This is a genomic window from Paludicola sp. MB14-C6 (genome assembly GCF_030908625.1).
Lineage (GTDB): Bacteria > Bacillota > Clostridia > Oscillospirales > Ruminococcaceae > Paludihabitans.
Window position 1 is genome coordinate 2046655 of record NZ_CP133133.1, and the last position, 20961, is coordinate 2067615.

General features: G+C 34.4%; 15 protein-coding genes and 1 other annotated feature. All 15 genes read left to right on the top strand.

Annotated features, from left to right (window positions below; all coding sequences use genetic code 11):
* Positions 1 to 56: 56 nt before the first annotated feature.
* The 15 genes from RBG61_RS09855 to rpoB all read left to right on the top strand — a co-directional run bounded on the left by RBG61_RS09855 (position 57) and on the right by rpoB (position 20960).
* Positions 57 to 3785 carry a phosphoribosylformylglycinamidine synthase gene (locus RBG61_RS09855; protein ID WP_307943085.1) on the top strand — a complete coding sequence of 1243 codons (3729 nt, stop codon included), beginning with the start codon at positions 57 to 59 and terminating at the stop codon, positions 3783 to 3785.
* Between the two features lie 140 nt (positions 3786 to 3925).
* Positions 3926 to 4480, top strand: coding sequence for an FUSC family protein (locus tag RBG61_RS09860; protein WP_307943086.1), 555 nt, complete (start codon positions 3926 to 3928; stop codon positions 4478 to 4480).
* Positions 4481 to 4578: 98 nt separating this feature from the next.
* Complete coding sequence (locus tag RBG61_RS09865) at positions 4579 to 5322, top strand: TVP38/TMEM64 family protein (RefSeq protein WP_307943088.1); 744 nt, start codon at positions 4579 to 4581, stop codon at positions 5320 to 5322.
* A gap of 122 nt (positions 5323 to 5444) precedes the next feature.
* Positions 5445 to 6179, top strand: a complete 735-nt coding sequence (locus RBG61_RS09870) for a tRNA1(Val) (adenine(37)-N6)-methyltransferase (RefSeq protein ID WP_307943089.1) — start codon at positions 5445 to 5447, stop codon at positions 6177 to 6179.
* A gap of 273 nt (positions 6180 to 6452) precedes the next feature.
* Positions 6453 to 7229, top strand: coding sequence for a 16S rRNA (cytidine(1402)-2'-O)-methyltransferase (gene rsmI / locus RBG61_RS09875; protein WP_307947253.1), 777 nt, complete (start codon positions 6453 to 6455; stop codon positions 7227 to 7229).
* Between the two features lie 164 nt (positions 7230 to 7393).
* The gene (locus tag RBG61_RS09880; RefSeq protein WP_307943091.1) at positions 7394 to 8065 is read left to right on the top strand and encodes a response regulator transcription factor; all 672 of its coding nucleotides are present in this window, start codon (positions 7394 to 7396) and stop codon (positions 8063 to 8065) included.
* Positions 8052 to 9494 (top strand): sensor histidine kinase, encoded by a 1443-nt coding sequence (locus tag RBG61_RS09885; protein ID WP_307943092.1) that lies wholly within the window; start codon positions 8052 to 8054, stop codon positions 9492 to 9494. The genes RBG61_RS09880 and RBG61_RS09885 overlap by 14 nt, the downstream gene beginning before the upstream one ends.
* Before the next feature lie 138 nt (positions 9495 to 9632).
* Positions 9633 to 10022: a hypothetical protein gene (locus RBG61_RS09890; protein ID WP_307943093.1), complete on the top strand. Its 390-nt coding sequence runs from the start codon at positions 9633 to 9635 to the stop codon at positions 10020 to 10022.
* A gap of 70 nt (positions 10023 to 10092) precedes the next feature.
* Positions 10093 to 11034 carry a CPBP family intramembrane glutamic endopeptidase gene (locus RBG61_RS09895; RefSeq protein ID WP_307943094.1) on the top strand — a complete coding sequence of 314 codons (942 nt, stop codon included), beginning with the start codon at positions 10093 to 10095 and terminating at the stop codon, positions 11032 to 11034.
* Positions 11035 to 11128: 94 nt separating this feature from the next.
* Positions 11129 to 11391, top strand: a binding site (T-box leader).
* A gap of 121 nt (positions 11392 to 11512) precedes the next feature.
* On the top strand, positions 11513 to 13177 hold the full coding sequence (locus tag RBG61_RS09900; protein ID WP_307943096.1) for an AMP-binding protein: 1665 nt from the start codon (positions 11513 to 11515) through the stop codon (positions 13175 to 13177).
* Between the two features lie 204 nt (positions 13178 to 13381).
* The gene (locus RBG61_RS09905; protein ID WP_307943097.1) at positions 13382 to 14185 is read left to right on the top strand and encodes a sugar phosphate isomerase/epimerase family protein; all 804 of its coding nucleotides are present in this window, start codon (positions 13382 to 13384) and stop codon (positions 14183 to 14185) included.
* Positions 14186 to 14268: 83 nt separating this feature from the next.
* Positions 14269 to 14748 carry a GNAT family N-acetyltransferase gene (locus tag RBG61_RS09910; protein WP_307943098.1) on the top strand — a complete coding sequence of 160 codons (480 nt, stop codon included), beginning with the start codon at positions 14269 to 14271 and terminating at the stop codon, positions 14746 to 14748.
* A 129-nt stretch (positions 14749 to 14877) separates the two neighbouring features.
* A complete protein-coding gene (locus tag RBG61_RS09915; protein ID WP_307943099.1) occupies positions 14878 to 15723 on the top strand; it encodes a nucleotidyltransferase domain-containing protein in 846 nt (281 codons plus the stop codon).
* Between the two features lie 356 nt (positions 15724 to 16079).
* Positions 16080 to 16787, top strand: coding sequence for a hypothetical protein (locus tag RBG61_RS09920; protein WP_307943100.1), 708 nt, complete (start codon positions 16080 to 16082; stop codon positions 16785 to 16787).
* A gap of 369 nt (positions 16788 to 17156) precedes the next feature.
* The gene (gene rpoB, locus RBG61_RS09925; protein WP_307943101.1) at positions 17157 to 20960 is read left to right on the top strand and encodes a DNA-directed RNA polymerase subunit beta; all 3804 of its coding nucleotides are present in this window, start codon (positions 17157 to 17159) and stop codon (positions 20958 to 20960) included.
* Position 20961: the final 1 nt, after the last annotated feature.

The window sequence follows — 20961 nt, forward strand, 5'->3', positions numbered from 1 at the left end:
ATAACATCAATCCTGAAACATTGAAATAAACAACAAATTTTATAGGAGTGTACCAAATGCCAGTATATCGTATCTATGTAGAAAAAAAAGAACCATTCGCAGTTGAAGCACACAGCATTTTAAGCGATGTTAAAACATCATTGCAGCTAGAAAACTTAGAAGCAATTCGTGTGATTAACCGTTATGATGTTGAAGGTATTTCGGAAGAAACATTTAAAAAAGCACAAAGAACTGTTTTTTCAGAACCAAGCATTGATGACATTTATTTTGAATGTCCAACCATAAATAGTGAAGGACGTATCTTTGCAATTGAATATTTACCGGGACAATTCGATCAACGTGCCGATTCATGTGCACAATGTATTCAAATTTTAGTACAAGGGGATCGTCCTGTTGTAAAAAATGCAAGAGTATATGTTGTTTCGGGCAATTTAACCGATGATGAATTTCAAGCATTAAAAGCTTATCTAATCAATCCGGTTGAGAGCCGTGAAGCATCTTTAGCTACTGTGAACTCTTTAGATATGAAATATGATGTTAAAACGACTGTAAAAACATTAGATGGATTCATTGATTTGAATAAAGATGGACTAGCTTCTTTTATCAATGAATATGGCTTAGCAATGGATTTAGATGATATTATTTTCTGCCAAAGCTATTTTAAAGATACAGAAAAAAGAAATCCAACAATCACTGAAATCAAAATGATTGATACTTACTGGTCTGACCATTGCCGTCATACCACTTTTTCAACAAACATTGATAAAGTAACAATTCATGATGATTTTATTAAGAAATCCTATGAAGAATATAAATCTGCTCGTGAAGTATTATATAAAGGCAGAACCGATAAACCAATCACTCTTATGGATTTAGCAGTAATTGGTGCAAAGAAGTTAAAGAAAGACGGTATTTTAACTGATTTAGATGAATCAGAAGAAATTAACGCTTGTTCCGTTAAAATTAAAGTAGATGTTGACGGGGTAGAAGAAGATTGGCTATTGATGTTTAAAAATGAAACACATAACCATCCAACCGAAATTGAACCGTTTGGTGGTGCGGCTACTTGTCTTGGCGGTGCAATTCGTGATCCGTTGTCTGGCCGTTCTTATGTATACCAAGCAATGCGTGTTACAGGCGCTGCAAACCCACTAGTAAGCTTAGAAGATACTATTAGTGGTAAATTGCCTCAAAAGAAAATCGTAACAGGCGCTGCTGCCGGCTACAGCTCATATGGTAACCAAATTGGACTAGCTACCGGTCAAGTAAACGAAATATATCATGACGGTTATGTTGCAAAGCGTATGGAAATCGGCGCTGTTATGGGTGCTACTCCTGCTAAAAATGTAGTCCGTGAAGTGCCTGAAGCAGGTGATGTTGTTATTCTACTTGGCGGAAAAACAGGACGTGACGGTTGTGGCGGTGCTACAGGTTCATCAAAATCACATACATTAGAATCCCTAGAAAGCTGTGGCGCTGAGGTTCAAAAGGGTAATGCACCGGAAGAAAGAAAAATCCAAAGGTTATTTAGAAACAGTGAAGTAACTCGCTTGATTCGTCGTTGTAATGATTTTGGAGCAGGTGGTGTGTCTGTTGCAATCGGTGAGTTGGCAGATGGCTTAGAGATTAACCTAGATGCTGTTCCTAAAAAATATAATGGCTTGGATGGAACAGAGCTTGCAATTTCCGAATCTCAAGAGCGTATGGCTTGTGTAGTTAGAAAATCCGATATGGAAAAATTTATTGCATTAGCGCAAGAAGAAAACTTAGAAGCAACTTTTGTTGCAACGGTTACCGAAACCCCTCGATTAAAAATGGATTGGAACGGTAAGCGAATTGTTGATTTATCTCGTGAATTCTTGAATTCAAATGGTGCTGTAAAGCATACAGAAATTGAAGTGGCAAAAGCTCTCGTAAAACCTGTTCACAAAAAAGAGATTACAGCTGTAAATGTAGTGGAACATTTATGCGATTTAAATATGTGTTCTCAAAAAGGATTAGTAGAGCGGTTTGACTCTACAATTGGTTCTGGTTCTGTGTTGATGCCATTTGGTGGTGAATATCAATTAACACCAACACAAGCAATGGTGGCAAAAATTCCAGTACTTTATGGCGAAACGCAAACTGCATCCGTAATGGGATGGGGCTTTAACCCATATATCAGCGAACAAAGTCCATATCATGGAGCAATGTATGCTGTTATTGAATCTATTGCAAAAGTAGTAGCAACAGGTGGTAGCCATCATCAATGTTGGTTGACATTCCAAGAATATTTTGAAAGAACACAAAATAATCCTGTTCGCTGGGGTAAACCATTTGCAGCGCTTCTTGGCGCATATAAAGCACAAATTGAGCTTGGCATTGGCGCAATTGGTGGTAAAGACTCAATGAGTGGTACATTTGAAAATATTGATGTTCCTCCAACACTATGTTCTTTTGCTGTATCTGTTACTAAAACGCCAAAAGTCGTTTCTCCGGAATTCAAGCGTCAAGGTAATCGAGTTATTATGATTATTCCGGAATATGATGCAAATGGTATTCCATGTTTCGATAGCATTAAAGCTTGTTTTGATAAAGTAGAAAGCTTAATTTCTCAAGGCGTAGTAAATGCATGTTCTACTTTAACATATGGTGGTGTGATTGAAGCTGTAGCGAAAATGGCACTCGGCAACAAAGTTGGTATGAAGTTTACAGAACAAGTAAGTCCTGAGCTTATGTTTAACCCTGTATATGGTGGATTTATTTTAGAAGTAAGCCAAAGTGCAGACGTTGAAGGCTTTACTGTAATTGGTACAACTACTTCAAAATACATTATTGTATTGCCAAATCTTGAAATTGTGGATATGAGAGAATTACAAAAGAAATACGAGAAAAAGCTAGAACCAATATTCCCATATCGTATTCATCAATCTACTCAAATTCCAACGGAATTTAGCTATAAATCAGCAAAAAAAGATAGAATATCCCCGGCAATCAAAGTTGCAAAACCAAAGGTTTTAATTCCGGTGTTCCCTGGAACAAACTGTGAATATGATTCTGCTCGTGCATTTGAAAAGGCAGGTGCAGATGCAGAAATCTTTGTAATCAAAAACTTAACCAGTGCAATGATTGAAGAATCTATCAAAACTTTTGCAAGTAAAATTGATCAAGCACAAATGATAATGATACCTGGTGGCTTTTCCGGTGGTGATGAGCCGGATGGATCTGCAAAATTCATTGTAAGTTTCTTCAAAAACCCACAAGTAAAAGAAGCAGTACAACGCTTACTACAAACTCGTGATGGCTTAATGGTGGGTATTTGCAACGGCTTCCAAGCATTAATTAAACTAGGTTTAGTTCCATATGGCGATATTGTCGATATGGATGAAACCGCTCCAACATTAACATTTAATACAATTGGACGCCACCAATCTATGATGGTTAATACTCGTATCAGTTCCAATAAATCTCCATGGTTATATAACACACAAGTTGGCGATATCCATGCAGTTCCAATTTCTCATGGTGAGGGTAGATTTATTGCTGATACTAGATTGATTGAGAAGTTAGCAGCAAACGGACAGGTTGCAACACAATATGTTGATTTACAAGGTCAACCAACTTATGATATTGCGTTCAATCCAAATGAATCTGCAATGGCGATTGAAGGTATTACTTCTCCGGACGGAAGAGTGTTTGGTAAAATGGCACATAGCGAGCGTATTGGTACTGATATTTGTAAGAATATTTATGGCAATAAAGATCAAATGATTTTTAAATCAGGCGTAGAATATTTTACAAAATAATATAGACTAAAAGCAGATTGTAATCGTAAAGATGATATGAACCATAAAGTGTTTTACTTTATGGTTCATATTTTGTACATTGAAATAAAAATGGATATCATATATAATACTTAGATAAGAACAAAAAGGGTGAGGCTTATATGAATTGGTCCTATAAACCTGGGTTACGAGCAGTAAAAACAACGATTGTTGTTTTTTTATGTTTGTTGATACAAATTATTTTTAAGCGTGAAAATGCTTTTTACGCAACAATTGCTGCTGTAGTTTGTCTACAATCAACGTATGTAGAGACCTTTAAATCGGGTAAAAATCGTTTAGTTGGAACAGTAATAGGCGGTTTTTTTGGATATATTGTAATAGAATTTTGTATGATGATACCTTATTATCATGAATATTGGATTATGCTCATTGTTCCAGCTGGCATATTTTTGCTGATTTATATTTGTAATGTATTGGATCGAAAAGCATCTGTTGCTATTTGCTGTATTGTTTTTTTAAGTATTACAGCAAATTCCTCTAGAGATATCACAAATGCACTAACTTATGTAATAGACAGAGTATTAGATACTTCAATTGGTATAATATTGGCTATGGTTGTAAATCGCTTTATTGCTCCACATAAAAAAGAAACGAAAAAAGAAATTTTGAACCCTACCAATCCAGAATTAACTGATAAAGTGGATAATGTGCAATGAACTGAGTAACTGAATTTGAAGACAAATATAAGATAAAATCGTTTTAGTTTTATGTCAGATAGATAATATAGAAAAATAATATTTTAAAGGGGTAAAAGATGTCAAAGCACAAATATCAGTTAAAGAAACTTAACAAAAAAGATTTATTAAAACTCATTATATTTATAATAGTGATTGTCGGAATGGTTGCATTAACGATTTATCTTTTTCCACGTATTATGCTCTTAAAAGATCAAGCAGGTCGAGATGCTTTTATGGCATATATTCAGTCTAAAGGTATTTGGGGCGTTGCAATTCTAATGGGTGTTCAAGCATTACAAGTGGTAATTGCCGTAATACCTGGTGAACCTTTTGAAGTGTTATCGGGCTTGGTTTATGGTACCTGGGGCGGTTATTTTATTTGTACAGCGGGAATGCTGATTGGAACCATTTTTATTTATTATTTTGTAAGAGTACTAGGTTATGAATCTATTAGCAAATTATTTGGCGAAGGTAAACTAGAGAATTATAAATTCATGAAAAACACAAAAAAATTAGAGCTGTTTACGTTTATATTTTTCTTTATACCGGGAACGCCAAAGGATTTTCTTACTTATTTTATGCCATTTACAAAGATTAAACCTTTAACACTGTTTATCATAATTACAATAGCAAGAATACCATCCATTATTTCATCGACTTTTGCTGGTTCTTCTATCAGTCAGGGTAAGTGGGGACAAACCATTGCAATTTTTGCTATTATCGGAATTATTGCAGTTGTAGGCATCATATTCAACGAGAAACTGGTTGATATGTTAAATAATAAACGTGAACAAATGAAAGCAAAGCGCATGAAAAAGTAGCAAAGGGGTTTGTTTGAAAAGCTAGTTGTTCAAACTTATTTGTGTATCTATGCCGCTATTCATTATAGCGGCAATTCGGTTATGCTGGAATTTTCATAAGACTGAAAGGAAAGAATATTGGAATGAACGAAAACTATAGCTTTGAAAAGCTAAGCGAAACAATACAAGTATGTGTGAGTAAGGAACATCGGTTTGGAACCGATGCGTTCTTATTGAGTGTGTTTGCAAATCCAAGGAAAAAAGATATTGTATGTGATTTAGGAACAGGCTGTGGCATTATTCCTATGATTCTGACTAAAAAGTTTGAACCGAAAAAGATTTATGGTGTAGACATTCAGCCACAGGCAATTGAACAATTTCATTTATCCATAGAAAACTCCTCTTTACCAAATGAAGTAGAACCTATTTTATGTGATTTAACAAAATTAAATACACAAATTCCGTATGGCAGCTGTGATGTGGTAACTTGTAACCCGCCGTATAAAGCAAATCAAGCAGGAATTCTAAGTGAACTCACAGCAGAGCAAATCGCACGTCATGAAGTGATGTGTACGATAGATGATATATGTAAAACAGCGTCTAAACTATTAAAGTTTGGTGGTAAACTATGCTTGTGTCAACGTCCAGAGCGTTTAGCAGATGTTATTACTGCAATGAAACAAAATGATATCGAGCCAAAATTATTGCGATTTATTGCGAAAGAACATACTCAAGCACCATGGCTTTTCTTAATAGAGGGTAAAAAAGGGTCAAAACCATTTATGAAGGTAATGCCGACTATGCAGATGTATGATGGAGAAGAGTTTTCTAAAGAGCTAAAACAAGTTTACGGAAATGATTATTCTAATGGTGACTAAAGGGAAATGTGTCATAATGATTGCATTTTTATGGGAGGATTTTAAGAGGATTGTCCATATTATGCCGATTATTGTTAAAATGACATTTGATAATACGAATTGTATAGAAATTAAAGAGTATATAGTATAAAAAGCGGAGGAAATAACGTGAATCAAAATCAAGAGGCAGAAGATATTTTATCTGAACAAGCATTAACGCCAACAGTAGAAAAAAAGAATTGCAATAAACCAACTTTATATGTTGTAGGAACTCCAATTGGAAATCTGCAAGATATGAGCTATCGTGCAATCAATACTTTAAAAGAGGTTGATTTTATTGCCGCTGAAGATACAAGAGTAACCTTGAAACTGCTCAATCATTTTGATATTAAAAAACCAATGATTAGTTATTACGAGCATAATTTAAGGGAACGAGGCGAATATATTTTAAATCGCATTTTAAATGGTGAAACCTGTGCGATTGTTTCAGATGCAGGTATGCCTTGTATTTCCGATCCAGGGGAGGACTTAGTACGCATTTGTGCAGAACAAAATGTGGATATTAAAATAATTCCAGGACCTAGTGCTGTTATTTCAGGTTTATGTTTAAGTGGGTTAAAGACATCACGTTTTACCTTTGAAGGTTTTTTAAGTACGGCAAAAACCAATCGAATGCAACATTTAAATTCTTTAAAGCAAGAAGAACGTACAATGATTTTTTATGAGGCTCCGCATAAGCTGCTTTCCACTTTAAAAGATATGCAGTCTTATTTTGGTAATCGTAAAATATCAATCGCAAGAGAATTAACAAAAGTATATGAGCAGGTAATGAGAACGACGTTGGACGAAGCAGTAGTATTTTATTCAGAAAACACACCTAAAGGTGAATTTGTCTTAGTTATCGAAGGTGCAGCACCTATACAAGAGGAAAAAATAACATTAGAGCAAGCAATTGAAAAAGCAAACGAAATGGTTCAAAATGGGGTAAAAGCTACCGATGCGGCAAAGCAGATAGCAAAGCAAACCAACTTTAAAAAATCAGATATTTATAATGCGTTGTTAGAAATTTGATAACCTTTTTAAAAAGCTTATTTTTTTATCACAATTTTCACACATTTTTTCGTTATACTTTAGTCATACGAAATCCTTCTATTAGTTTTATGCCGAGCGTAATCGTTCGGCTGCTATTAGAAGCTAAGTATGACTAAAGCAATCATTCGAAGGGAGCAAATAAAATGGAAAAAATTCTAGTTGTAGATGATGAAAGCAGAATTAGAGATATTATCAAGCAATATTTGCAGTTCGAAGGATATGCTTATGAAGAAGCAGCAAACGGACAACAAGCCGTTGATATATTTGAAAAAGGTAATTTTGATTTAGTGATTATGGATGTGATGATGCCTTTTATTGATGGCATTACAGCTTTACGCATGATTCGTCAAAAATCCGATACCCCTGTTATTTTGCTAACTGCAAAGGGTGAAGAATATGATAAGGTATTTGGTTTTGATTTGGGCGCAGATGATTATATAGTAAAACCGTTTTCTCCGAAAGAGCTGATGGCAAGAATTCGTGCTGTTTTAAAACGAACAATAAAGGTTGCATCTAAAAATGAAACCTACACATATAAAAAATTAGCAATGAACTTTATTTCTTATGAATTAAAAATAGATGGTCAGAAAGTGAACTTGACGCCAAAAGAATTTGAAATGCTGCGTTATTTTGTGAATAATAAAGGTACAGTTGTAACAAGAGAAAATCTCTTAAATGAAATTTGGGGTTATGACTTTTATGGCGATTCCAGAACCGTTGATACACATATTAAGATGCTACGAAATAATTTAGGTGACTATAGAGATTTGATAAAAACAGTATGGGGTGTTGGGTATCGCTATGATGAAATCTAAAAAGAAGCGAATTAGTATTCGTAATAAAATTTGGCTTGCAATTATGTCTACCGTTTTTGTTATTATTGGTGGACTTTGGTTATTGCAAGTTGTTTTTTTAGAAGATTATTATTTGAAAATAAAGAAAAACGATATTGTAAATAATACACAAGCTATAGTAAAAGCCATTAACTATAAAGGGTTATATAATGCCGGGGATGATATATACCGTATTGGTTCCGCAAACACACTTTGCATTGATATTTCTCAACCGACTGGAGAGCCTATTGTAGGGTATGAAGGATTGGGTGAAAACTGTGTATTGCATGCAAATGGATTAAATAAGTTAAAAGTGCTAAAGGAAGCAAACGCAAATAAAGGCACAACAGTACTCGCAGACATTACGCATCCAAAGTATGATACTAGATTCTATTCTTGTGCAATTACGATGGATGCAAAAGACGGAAACCAGTATACTGTAATGGTTACCGCCACCCTAGCACCTGTCAAAGAAGCAGCAGTTATTATTAAAAATCAGTTAATTTGGGTATCTATTTTACTTGTGCTTGTAGCAACAGCAATTGCGTTTATATTGGCTCGTTCTTTAACAAAGCCAATTCAAAAGTTATCAAAAGCTGCACGTGAAATTGCATATGGAAATTGGAATGCAGACTGTACGGTGCCTAGTAATGATGAACTTGGAGATTTAAGCCAGAACTTTAGCTATATGCAAAAGGAGTTTGCAAAGGTAAATATTCTTCAAAAAGAATTGGTAGCGAATATTTCTCATGATATTCGAACGCCACTTACAATGATAAAAGGCTATGCAGAGGCAATCAAAGATATAACCGGCGATAATAAAGAGATGCGTGAACATCAATTAGATATTATAGTTGATGAAACAAATCGCTTAAATACATTAGTGAACGATGTTATGGATTTATCGTTAATGCAAGCAGGGCAAACACCTATGAATATTGAGCCTTTTAATATTGCAAAAACCATTACCGATATTTTAGGAAGGTTTGAGTTATTAGAGCAGACTAAGGGATTTGAGTTTACCTATATCGGAAATGAAATTGCTATGGCAAACGGTGATGAGGTCCGCATTGAGCAGGTTTTATATAACTTGATTAACAATGCAGTTAATCATATTGGCGAGCAAAAGCAAATTAAAGTTTCAGTTATAGAACAAGAAAAGGTTTATCGAGTTGAAGTTTCAGATACCGGAACAGGTATAGCGCAAGAAGATTTACCACTAATTTGGGATCGTTATTATAAACCATATAAAAATGGAGAACGAAAAACAGTAGGTACTGGATTAGGACTTTCTATTGTAAAAGCGATTTTAGTCAACCATGGTTCTCAATTTGGCGTTTATAGTACCATCGGAGTTGGCAGTACATTTTGGTTTACATTAACCAAAGCCAAACCGGAAGAAAATCAATAATGTCCTAATTTAAAAAATGCCAGTCAAGTTTTTTGATGCGGCATTTTTTATTTGTAAACTTTATGATTTTATACAATTGCTATATGGTAAAACTTATGATAGAATAATGTTGAAATATGGAGTAATAGGAGAACTATAATGAAAAAGAGTATACTTATTATGTTATGGTCGGCTTTGTTTTTGATTTTCTATATTTGCACAGGTTTATTAGATAGCCCAAGCATGGCTTTATACAGTAATGCTATATTATTAGGCGTTTTACTCATATGTTATTATATTTTTAGAATTTTAAGATTAAGTTATATACCAAAGCATAATATAATAACATGGCTAGCTCTTACATTAGTCAGTGTTCCTTTTGTTATTGGGTTATCCGAAGTTGGAATTATGCCTGATTCTACTAAAACACAAGGCATAAACAATGGAAAGATGGAATATCTTTTTTTTATCCCAATTAACTTGGGATTTGTAATATGTATGTGTATCGAGAATGTGATTGGGCGGTATTTACTTCACATACGTGACTAACTTGCAAAGTTGAAAGTAGGATGGTATTATTATATGATACATAGATCTAATGAGAAGTGGGGTTAGTTTTTTGGACAATAATGATTCAGTGGCACAAATAAAAAGACCAATAAAAGAGTTTACAAGAGTGGGTTTTGCTCTCTCGGCGATGGTACTTGCAATTTATGTTGCAAAATATCCACTTATCTTCTTAATTAAGAATTGCTTACCTGTTTTATTAAAACCACCGTTTAGGCAATGGACAGCGCTTGGTTTATCGGCGGTTTGCATTTATTTAATTGGCTTTCCGATTATGATGCTTTTATTACGCAAAATTCCAAGTTTAAAAGCGACTGAAAAGAAAAAAATCGGTCCAACAAAATTTCTGACATATCTTGTAATTACGTTTGGTGCAATGTATATATCAAATTTTATAACGCTGCTTATCGTTATGATTCTTTCTTGGTTAAAAGGTTCTATGCTAATTAACCCTCTTGAAAGTCTACAAGGGGGAAATATATTTGCTAATTTCCTATATGGTGCTATTCTGGCTCCCATCATGGAGGAAGTAATATTTCGTGGTGTGATGGTAAATAAACTACGAAAATACGGTGATGTAGTTGCAATATTGGGGTCAGCTTTGGCTTTTGGGTTAATCCACGGTAATATTTCGCAAATTCTATATGCGTTTACTGCTGGTGTCATATTTGCCTATATAACATTGCGTTCCGGCACAATTCAGTATTCTATATTGATTCATGTTTTGGTAAATTCACTTGGGTTAATAGTAGCGCCTTGGGTGGCACAAAAACAAAATATTATGCTGACAGCAGTTCTTGGTATGGTAGTTATTACAATGATTTCGGTTGGTACGTTGTTATTTGTTATCAATTTTAGAATCATTCGCTTAGAAAGAGGAACAGTTGAGTTTTCAACAAAGCAATTAGTGAAGCAATTGTTTTTCAATTGGGGAATGATTAGTTATTATATCGTTTCACTTATTTTAATCGTTTCTATGATTGTAATGGTATAGTATTAAAAATTACAAAAAGTCACATAAAAATTTTCAAATAAGGTATTGACAACTTTTTTGATGTTTGCTAATATAATATAAAACAATTTAATCATTTAATGCGTTGATAGGGAGTAGTAGTTATAATTGCTTGATTCAGAGAGCCGTTGGTTGGTGTGAAACGGTGCAGGTGTTGTGATGAACTCGCCCTTGAGCAGTCACTTGAAATCGGATAACCGAAATTAGAGTTGAACGGCATTCCACCGATAACAGGAATAGCATTTGATAGATGCGAAAAAAGTGGGTAACAGTACTACTTTGTAGAACTGTACCAATTGGAGTGGTACCGCGGAAGATTATACAGCTTTCGTCTCCTTGACTAATTGTCAAGAAGACGAGAGCTTTTTTATTTTCATTGACAATTAGATATTAATTTCAAAGTAAGCAAGAGGCTTAATCCCTAAATGGGAAACTTTATTGAATTTAAGGAGGATTAACTATGGATAAGTTAATGGAAATAACGGTTGGAAACTTATTAGAAGAGGTGGAAAAAAAATATCCTGATCAGCAAGCTGTAAAGTATATTGATCGTGATTACTGCCGCAGTTGGAAAGAATTTAATCAAGAAGTCGATGAAATCGCAAAAGGATTTGTATCTATTGGCGTAAATAAAGGAGATCATGTTGCGATATGGGCTACTAATGTACCGGAATGGTTGTTAACATTGTTTGCTTGTGCAAAGATAGGTGCCATTTTGGTAACAGTAAATACAAATTATAAGGTCTTTGAATTGGAATATGTACTAAGGCAATCTGATGCAAAAGTTTTGGTTATGACAAAAGGAACAAAATATGGGGACTACGTTCAAATCGTGAATGAGCTTTGTCCTACTTTAGTGAATCAACAACCAAATCAATTGGATTTTCCAATGCTGCCGTTTTTAAAATCTGTTATATTAACTGAAAATGAAGCACCTGCAGGTATGATGGCATTTTCTAAGCTTTATGAAAATGGAAAAGTAATAACAGATGAAGAATACATCCAAAGAAAAGCGCAACAGGATTTTCATGATGTTGTGAATATGCAGTATACTTCAGGCACAACAGGCTTTCCAAAGGGAGTTATGTTGACTCATTATAATATTGTAAATAACGGAAAATGCATCGGTGATTGTATGAAGTTTACCCATGAGGATAAACTTTGTATTCCGGTTCCTTTTTTTCATTGCTTTGGGTTAGTGTTGGCGATTATGGCTTGTTTGACTCATGCAACCTCTATGGTGCCATTGGAATCCTATCGTCCAATCGACTTTTTAAGAGCATTGGATGAAGAAGAGTGCACAGCGATTCATGGTGTACCGACTATGTATATTGCGGCACTTGAGCATTCTGATTTTAAGAAGTTCAAATTTCCGAAATTAAGAACAGGTATCATGGCGGGTTCTCCTTGTCCGATAAAGGTAATGCAGCAAGTAATCAATGATATGGGTATGCATGAAATAACGATTGCTTTTGGTCAAACAGAAGCTTCTCCGGTATGCACAATGACAACAACCGATGATAGTATTGAACATCGAGTATCAACCGTTGGTAAAGCGATGCCGCATGTTGAATGTAAAATCGTTGACGTGGAAACAGGTGAAACATTGGGAGTAGGTCAACAAGGTGAGTTCTGTGCACGAGGCTATAACATTATGAAGGGCTATTATAAGATGGAAGAAGCCACAGCACAAGCAATTGATAAAGATGGCTGGCTACATACGGGCGATCTTTGTGAAGTAGATGAGCACGGCTATTATAAGGTTACAGGTCGTATTAAGGACATGATTATTCGTGGTGGCGAAAATATTTATCCCAAAGAGCTTGAAGAATTTATTTATACAATTGAAAATGTAAAAGATGTGCAGGTTATTGGTGTGCCAAGTGAACAATATGGTGAAGAGGTCATGGCTTGTATTATTTTAAAGGATGGCGTTAATATGACATCAGATGAAGTGAAAGACATTATGCGTCAAAATATGGCTCGTCATAAAGTCCCTTCTTATATTGAGTTTGTTAAAGAATTTCCAATGAATGCAGCAGGAAAAATCATGAAGTTTAAAATGAGAGAATGGGCAGTTGAAAAGTTAAACCTACAAAAAGCAAATGCAATTGAAACAGCATAAAATCAAGCTTCTTTGCATTTACTTTTAGGAATAAGCAAGGTATATTAACCCCTATGGTGCCAAAATCAAAGATATTGACTATAACTAGAACATGATATAACGGAAACTTATTTCCACATATGAGTAAACAGACTTTATATGATATAATCGACTTATAAAGAAAAGACATGACGATAAAAAATCAGCTTGAAAGGAATGAACATTATGAAATTAGCTTTTTCAACACTTGGCTGTCCTGATTGGAGTTGGAGCGAAATATATGCAACTGCAAAAGACTTGCAATTTGATGGAATTGAAGTACGTGGCGTTGCAAACGAATTATATGTTCCAAAAGCAAAACGATTCACACCCGAGAAAATAGATAGTACAATAGCAAAATTAAAGCAGGGTAATCTTGCAATTTCAATGCTAACTACAGGAATAGCAGTTGGAAGTGACTATCCGAACGCCTTAGCAGAAGCAAAAGAATATATTGATTTGGCACAAAAGCTAAGCTGTAAGTATATTCGTATCATGATTACTTCTAATCCATATCCTGAAGATTGTAATATGGTGCAAGCAATTGAACTTTATAATCAAATGTGTGCTTATGGTGAAGATAAAGGAGTTACTCCTTTAATGGAAACCAATGGCGTACTGGCTTGCTCTGATGCAATGAATCAATTTATGGATAAGATTGAAAGTAAGAATAAAGGGGTACTTTGGGATATTCATCATCCATATCGTTACTTCAATGAAAGCGTATATGATACTTATCGTAAGCTAGGTAAAGCAATACAATATGTTCATGTAAAAGATAGTATTAAGCCGAATGATAACATCACTTATCGCATGATGGGATATGGTGATTTACCGATTTATGATGCTATTAAGCTTTTAAAAGAGAATAAGTATGATTCTTATATATCATTGGAATGGGTAAAGCGTTGGAATCCTGACTTAGAGGAACCCGGCATTGTTTTCGCTCATTTTAAAAGCTATATGTTATTTTTACTTGGTAGAATATAGTATAAAAGCTTATCAATCAATCAAACAATTTGATTGATTGATAAGCTTTGTATTTGTTAAATTTATATTGGGAGAATAAGATAATGAATGTTAGTATAAAACTCGGAAGTTACGAAGAAATGTTAGAGTTATGGGATGGTAGGTATGAAAGCTTCGTGGATGATTATGTTAGAGATATAAAACTTGGGAATCATGAAGTGTTGCTTATGAAAGATAACGAGACAAATCGCTTTATTGGTGAAATACATATTGTATGGGATAGTGGAGATAAAGACCAAGCCAATGGCATTGATACTGCTTATATTCTATCTTTAGAATTGTTGCCTGAATATCAAGGAAAAAAACTAAGTAGGTTGTTAATCAAACAAGCTTTAATAAGGATTAAAGAAAAAGGTTTTCACAAAGCTACAATTGGTGCTGACGATATTGAACGTGAAAAGTTAAATACTATCTATCAAAAATGGAGATTTACCAAAGAAATTAAACGAAGTTCTTTTGAATATGAAGAACAAGGTCAAACGGTTTTATGCACATACTCATTATTGTTAAATGATAAGCTCTAATATTTCATGATTAACTATAACTATTAATTTAATTATGATTACTTTCAGTAAAATTTACAAACACTATATTGCAAAATACCTTAGAAAAGTGATACGATAATAGCAAGACATAGTAAGGGGGAAAACAATATGGATTCTGTAAAACCAATCATTCAAAAACTAACCCAAACCTTAAAGAGTACAGTGAACGGAAGATATGCAATTGCATTAGCTGGATCCTATGCAAAAGGTGTGGCAGACAAAAGCTCTGATATTGACTTTTTTATGTTTGTAGAAAATCCAAAATTGTATGAAGATCGGGTTTCTATTATCAAGGGAATTGCAGATGATAATATGCCTGTTTATGTGTCAGCCGATTTTAATGATGGTGCATGGGGCGGAAGTATGGACTTCTTTTATCAGGGAATTCCCGTAGAAACAACTGTGAGATATATTGATAAAATGGATTCAGTAATTGCAGATTGTTTAAAAGGTGAATTCGAAATTATTCCCGCATTATGGACTACAAATGGTTATTATACGTATATTTATTTATCTGAAGTAGATTTTATTCACCCAATTGACGATCCATATGGAATTATTACATCCTATAAAGAAAAAATAAGAAGTTACCCAAAAGTATTAAAAAATGCAATTATTCATCGATTCTTTGATCGTTCAAATATGTGGCTCGATAATTTCCATTACAAGAGTGCAATTGAAAGAGAAGATATCATGTTTACGGGTAGTATTGTAAAGAATACGGTACTTGATATGGTGCAAGTTGTTTTTGCTTTGAATGAAACCTATTTTACAGGAGATAAAAAGCTAGAAAAGCAGCTATCAAAGTTAGACTATTGCCCACACAAGCTGCTCGATAATGTGGAATTTTTGATGTCAGCTCCAAAGGATAAAGAAAAGTTGGCTGAACAAAGAGATATTTTGATTGCAATTCGTGACCGATTACAATATAAAATTAGTGAGATAGAAGAATAGAAAATGTAGTTATTATTTATTTTATTGAATTTAATGTTAAAATGATGTAAAATGTATTTATAGGAAATAGAAAAGTTAATTTCTTGTAAATACATTTTTACTTGTATTTATCAGACAATCACAGCTATAAGTACAGACATGAAAGGTAGCGATAGTTCATGACAAAATCCCCAAAAAGCATTTGGTTCACGGTATTTTTATTTGTATTCATTTTCATTCTTTTGTTTATTAAGGGTACTTCTGTTATTGAAATTTCAGGGAATACATCTTTTGTATTTTATTCTATACCCATTCATCTTGTTGGTTTTATGCTTGGAATCATCTTGTTCTTGTTCAAGGGAATACGAGATATTTTTATGAAAACAATGGTACCGTTGTTTATGTTACCAGGATTTTTAACTATGTATTTTGTATTTTATCCAATGACTCATAATACGCAAATACGAACTTATTCCAATTTAGGTTTCAAGAGGTTCTTTGTTGAAAATTCAGTTAATCCTGATAAGGTACAACTGCAAAGTCCTACATTTGGTTACTTAACTGAGTTTTTCTTTGGCTTTGTGGTTGGGTTAATGTTAATTGTGTTAATTAACACGATAATGCATAAATCCTATAAACAGCTATTGTTTATTCGTCCGGTTTATTGGGTTGCTTTGGTAGTTCCGTTTGTGATTGGGTATTGTGACACGATTATTAGTTTTCTAGCAAATATGCATCATCAGTATTGTATTAATCCAACAACTCCTGTATCGGTGAGAATGGCATTGCCAACTGTTTTTATTGAATATAGCTTTTTGTTTTTAGTGGTAGCAGCTTTTATGTTTTTTGTGGTTCAAAAAATAGCGATTAGCAAGCCGATTGCAATAATAAGTTGTTGTATTGCGTTACTCTTAGCACCTTTGAATCCTTATGTAAGTGTATTGGCGATAAAACTCAATTTCTTAAAAGAAACTTGGTATGTGGAAAACGTTTTAGGAAGGTATCGCTATTCACTTGTATTATTTATGGCTGTAATTTTTGTACTTGGAATAAAAAGTATAAAACAGTCAAAACAAATTGATTAAAAATAACAAATCCCCCTCATAATAAAGAGGGGGATTTTGCATATAATAATTTTTTTAAACTTTTTTACATAGATACTTGACAAGCAGTCAAAAACATTATATAATGATATACTGTATCAAAATGGAGTTTTATACCTACTTTATGTAGAGTATATCATACTTGATATAAAAAAGCAATACAAATCTGTAGAATTTTTTTGTAAAATCCATTTAAAATTCTACATATCCTACAGAGGACATATATGGAAAATTTAAATAGGGTTTCTTCTTTTATTTAAATGTATTACAGAGCAATAAATTTTATGAATTTATTGTTCAGGATTTCTTATGGTTTTCTGTGGTTAAATATATGATTGGAGTGATAAGCCTATGGCAAATGTCAGACCTGTTCCAGGGGTAAACGCCAAACTAGTTCAACTTGGCACAAACGAGCGTTTGAGTTTTGCGAAAATTGATGAAGTATTAGAAATGCCTAACCTCATCGAAGTACAAAAGAACTCATATGATTGGTTTTTAACACAAGGACTTAAAGAAGTATTTGCTGATGTAGCTGCTATTAGCGATTACACAGGAAACTTAGTTTTGGACTTTGTGGGTTATCGTTTAGATGACGAACCAAAATACTCAGTGGCTGAGTGTAAAGAGAGAGACGTAACATATGCGGCACCTTTAAGAGTGACTGCTCGCCTTTTAAATAAGGAAACTGGAGAAGTAAAAGAGCAAGAAATCTTTATGGGTGACTTCCCATTAATGACTGAGAGTGGTACTTTCGTTATCAATGGTGCAGAACGTGTTATTGTATCTCAATTAGTGCGTTCACCAGGTGTGTATTTCAGTGATTCCTATGATAAAACAGGTAAAAAGCTGTATGCATCAACTATTATCCCAAACCGTGGTGCATGGTTGGAATATGAAACAGACTCCAATGACTTTTTCTATGTTCGTATCGATAAAAACAGAAAAATTCCGATTACTGCATTGATTCGTGCATTATTAAAAGTGCGTGATGATGTAAATTCTGAAGATATTGCACAAGACTATACTTTAGGCTTAACAACTGCAGTAGGCAGCGATAGCGAAATCGTTGGTATTTTTGGCGAAGATGATAGATTAACTACTACTATTACAAATAAAGATGCTACTAAAAATGGTGAGGAAGCTTTATTAGAAGTATATCGTAAACTTCGTCCAGGCGAACCACCAACAATTGAAAGTGCTGTGAAGCACATTGTTCCTTTATTATTTGATGAACATCGCTATGACCTATCTAAGGTTGGTAGATATAAATATAATAAAAAACTTGCTATGGAGCATCGCTTAGTAGGCCATATTCTTGCTGAGCCGGTAATCAATGAATTAACCGGTGAAGTAATTGCTGAAACAAACGAGAAAATTACTCGTGAAAAGGCAAACGAAATTCAAAGAGCTGGTGTAGATACTGTTTACTTGTCTGTAATGGAAGGCGAAAAAGTTGTTAAAGTAATTTCAAACGGAATGGTTGAAATTACGGACTTTATCGAAAGTATTGACAAAGAAGAATGTGGTGTTTACGAACTAGTACGTTTTAAAGTATTAAAAGATATCTTAGAAAAAGCTTCTTCTGTTGAAGAGCAAATTCAAATGGTAAAAGAAAGAATTAACGAGTTAATTCCGAAACACATCATTAAAGACGATATCTTTGCTTCTATTAACTACATGAACAATTTAGTTTACAATATTGGTACTGTTGATGATATTGACCATTTAGGTAATCGTCGTATTCGTACTGTAGGCGAATTGCTACAAAATCAATTTAGAATTGGTTTCTCTAGAATGGAAAGAGTGATTCGTGAAAGAATGACTTTACAAGCACAAGACATGGATGTTATTACTCCTCAAGCGTTAATTAACATTCGTCCTGTTGTAGCTTCTATTAAAGAATTCTTTGGTTCTTCTCCACTTTCTCAATTCATGGATCAAACAAACCCATTGGCAGAGTTAACTCATAAACGTCGTTTATCAGCATTAGGTCCTGGTGGTCTTTCTCGAGACAGAGCCGGATTCGAAGTTCGTGACGTTCACTATAGCCATTATGGAAGAATGTGTCCAATTGAGACCCCCGAAGGTCCAAACATCGGTTTGATTTCTTATCTTGCTTCTTTTGCTCGATTAAATGAATATGGTTTCATTGAAGCTCCATATCGTAAAGTAGATAAAGCAACAGGTAAAGTATTAGATGAAGTAGAGTATATGACTGCTGATATCGAAGATAGCTTTGTTGTAGCCCAAGCGAATGAGCCATTAACTGAAGAAGGCACTTTTGCAAGAAAAAGAGTTAATGCTCGTTATAGAGATGAAATCTTGGAAACTGACCGTGAAGCAGTAGACTACATGGACGTTTCTCCTAAGATGGTTGTATCTGTTGCGACAGCAATGATTCCATTCTTAGAAAATGATGACGCAAACCGTGCATTGATGGGTGCAAACATGCAACGTCAGGCTGTTCCTCTATTAAAAACCGAATCTCCTTATGTAGGAACCGGTATGGAATATAAAGCGGCTGTTGATTCAGGCGTAGTTGTTGTTTCTAAACACAATGGTATTGTTGAAAGAGTTTCTGCTGATGAAGTTGTAATTAAAGATGAAAATAACAAGCTTCAAGTTTACAAGGTTACAAAATTCAAACGTTCTAACCAAGGTACTTGTACAAACCAACGTCCTATCGTTGTAAAAGGTCAAGCAATTAAAGCAGGTGACGTATTAGCAGATGGACCTGCAACTTGTAACGGTGAAATCAGCTTAGGTAAAAATGCGTTAATCGGATTTATGACTTGGGAAGGTTATAACTACGAGGATGCGGTTTTAATCAATGAAAAGTTAGTTCGTGATGATGTATATACTTCTATCCATATCGAAGAATATGAAACAGAAGCACGTGATACAAAATTAGGCCCAGAAGAGATTACAAGAGATATTCCAAACGTTGGTGAGGATGCCTTAAAAGATCTTGATGAAAACGGTATTATTCGTATCGGTGCTGAAGTAAGAGCCGGCGATATTTTAGTAGGTAAGGTTACACCAAAGGGTGAAACTGAACTTACTGCTGAAGAACGCCTATTAAGAGCAATCTTCGGTGAAAAAGCAAGAGAAGTAAGAGATACTTCCTTAAAGGTTCCTCATGGTGAATGTGGTATTATCGTAGACGTAAAAGTATTTACAAGAGAAAACTGTGATGAATTAAGCCCTGGAGTTAATAAAGTTGTTCGTTGCTATATTGCTCAAAAGAGAAAAATCTCTGTTGGAGACAAAATGGCGGGTCGTCATGGTAATAAGGGTGTTGTTTCCCGTATTCTACCTCAAGAAGATATGCCATTCTTACCAGATGGTACTCCACTAGATATCGTTTTGAACCCTCTAGGCGTACCTTCTCGTATGAACATCGGTCAGGTACTTGAAGTTCACTTAGGTCGTGCAGCTGCTGCATTAGGCTTTAAGATGATGACACCGGTATTCGATGGTGCTCATGAGGATGATATTCGTGATTGTCTAAAAGCTGCTGGCTTAAGAGATGATGGTAAAACAATTCTTTATGATGGACGTACCGGAGAATTATTTGATAATCCTGTAACTGTAGGTTATATGTATTACCTCAAACTTCATCACCTTGTTGATGATAAAATCCATGCTCGTTCTACTGGTCCTTACTCACTTGTTACGCAACAACCTCTTGGTGGTAAAGCGCAATTTGGTGGTCAAAGATTTGGTGAGATGGAGGTTTGGGCACTTGAAGCTTATGGTGCGGCTTACACTCTACAAGAAATCTTAACAGTTAAATCAGATGACGTTGAAGGACGTGTTAAGACCTATGAAGCTATTGTTAAAGGTCAAAATGTTCCAAAACCTGGTATCCCTGAGTCATTTAAAGTATTGATTAAAGAGCTTCAATCACTGGGCTTAGATGTCAAAGTGCTTGATAAAGATAACTTGGAAATCGATTTGAAAAACTCATTCGAAGATGATGATGCAGGGTTACAACCTGTTATTGATGATTCTGAGTATGTTGAAGATTCCGATTTTGAAGGTTATTCTGTTGAAGAAGTTGAATTTGAAGATGATGATTACGATTTTGATTTGGATTCAGATTCAGATTCTGATAGCGACTTTGAGGATGATTCAGACACAGAACTATTTTAAT

What these genes read in the sequence shown, in the direction of transcription:
- RBG61_RS09855 (WP_307943085.1), top strand. Translation starts at nt 57, where the DNA reads ATGCCAGTATATCGTATCTATGTAGAAAAAAAAGAACCATTCGCAGTT.
- RBG61_RS09860 (WP_307943086.1), top strand. Translation starts at nt 3,926, where the DNA reads ATGAATTGGTCCTATAAACCTGGGTTACGAGCAGTAAAAACAACGATT.
- RBG61_RS09865 (WP_307943088.1), top strand. Translation starts at nt 4,579, where the DNA reads ATGTCAAAGCACAAATATCAGTTAAAGAAACTTAACAAAAAAGATTTA.
- RBG61_RS09870 (WP_307943089.1), top strand. Translation starts at nt 5,445, where the DNA reads ATGAACGAAAACTATAGCTTTGAAAAGCTAAGCGAAACAATACAAGTA.
- rsmI (WP_307947253.1), top strand. Translation starts at nt 6,453, where the DNA reads ATGAGCTATCGTGCAATCAATACTTTAAAAGAGGTTGATTTTATTGCC.
- RBG61_RS09880 (WP_307943091.1), top strand. Translation starts at nt 7,394, where the DNA reads ATGGAAAAAATTCTAGTTGTAGATGATGAAAGCAGAATTAGAGATATT.
- RBG61_RS09885 (WP_307943092.1), top strand. Translation starts at nt 8,052, where the DNA reads ATGATGAAATCTAAAAAGAAGCGAATTAGTATTCGTAATAAAATTTGG.
- RBG61_RS09890 (WP_307943093.1), top strand. Translation starts at nt 9,633, where the DNA reads ATGAAAAAGAGTATACTTATTATGTTATGGTCGGCTTTGTTTTTGATT.
- RBG61_RS09900 (WP_307943096.1), top strand. Translation starts at nt 11,513, where the DNA reads ATGGATAAGTTAATGGAAATAACGGTTGGAAACTTATTAGAAGAGGTG.
- RBG61_RS09905 (WP_307943097.1), top strand. Translation starts at nt 13,382, where the DNA reads ATGAAATTAGCTTTTTCAACACTTGGCTGTCCTGATTGGAGTTGGAGC.
- RBG61_RS09910 (WP_307943098.1), top strand. Translation starts at nt 14,269, where the DNA reads ATGAATGTTAGTATAAAACTCGGAAGTTACGAAGAAATGTTAGAGTTA.
- RBG61_RS09915 (WP_307943099.1), top strand. Translation starts at nt 14,878, where the DNA reads ATGGATTCTGTAAAACCAATCATTCAAAAACTAACCCAAACCTTAAAG.
- RBG61_RS09920 (WP_307943100.1), top strand. Translation starts at nt 16,080, where the DNA reads ATGAAAACAATGGTACCGTTGTTTATGTTACCAGGATTTTTAACTATG.
- rpoB (WP_307943101.1), top strand. Translation starts at nt 17,157, where the DNA reads ATGGCAAATGTCAGACCTGTTCCAGGGGTAAACGCCAAACTAGTTCAA.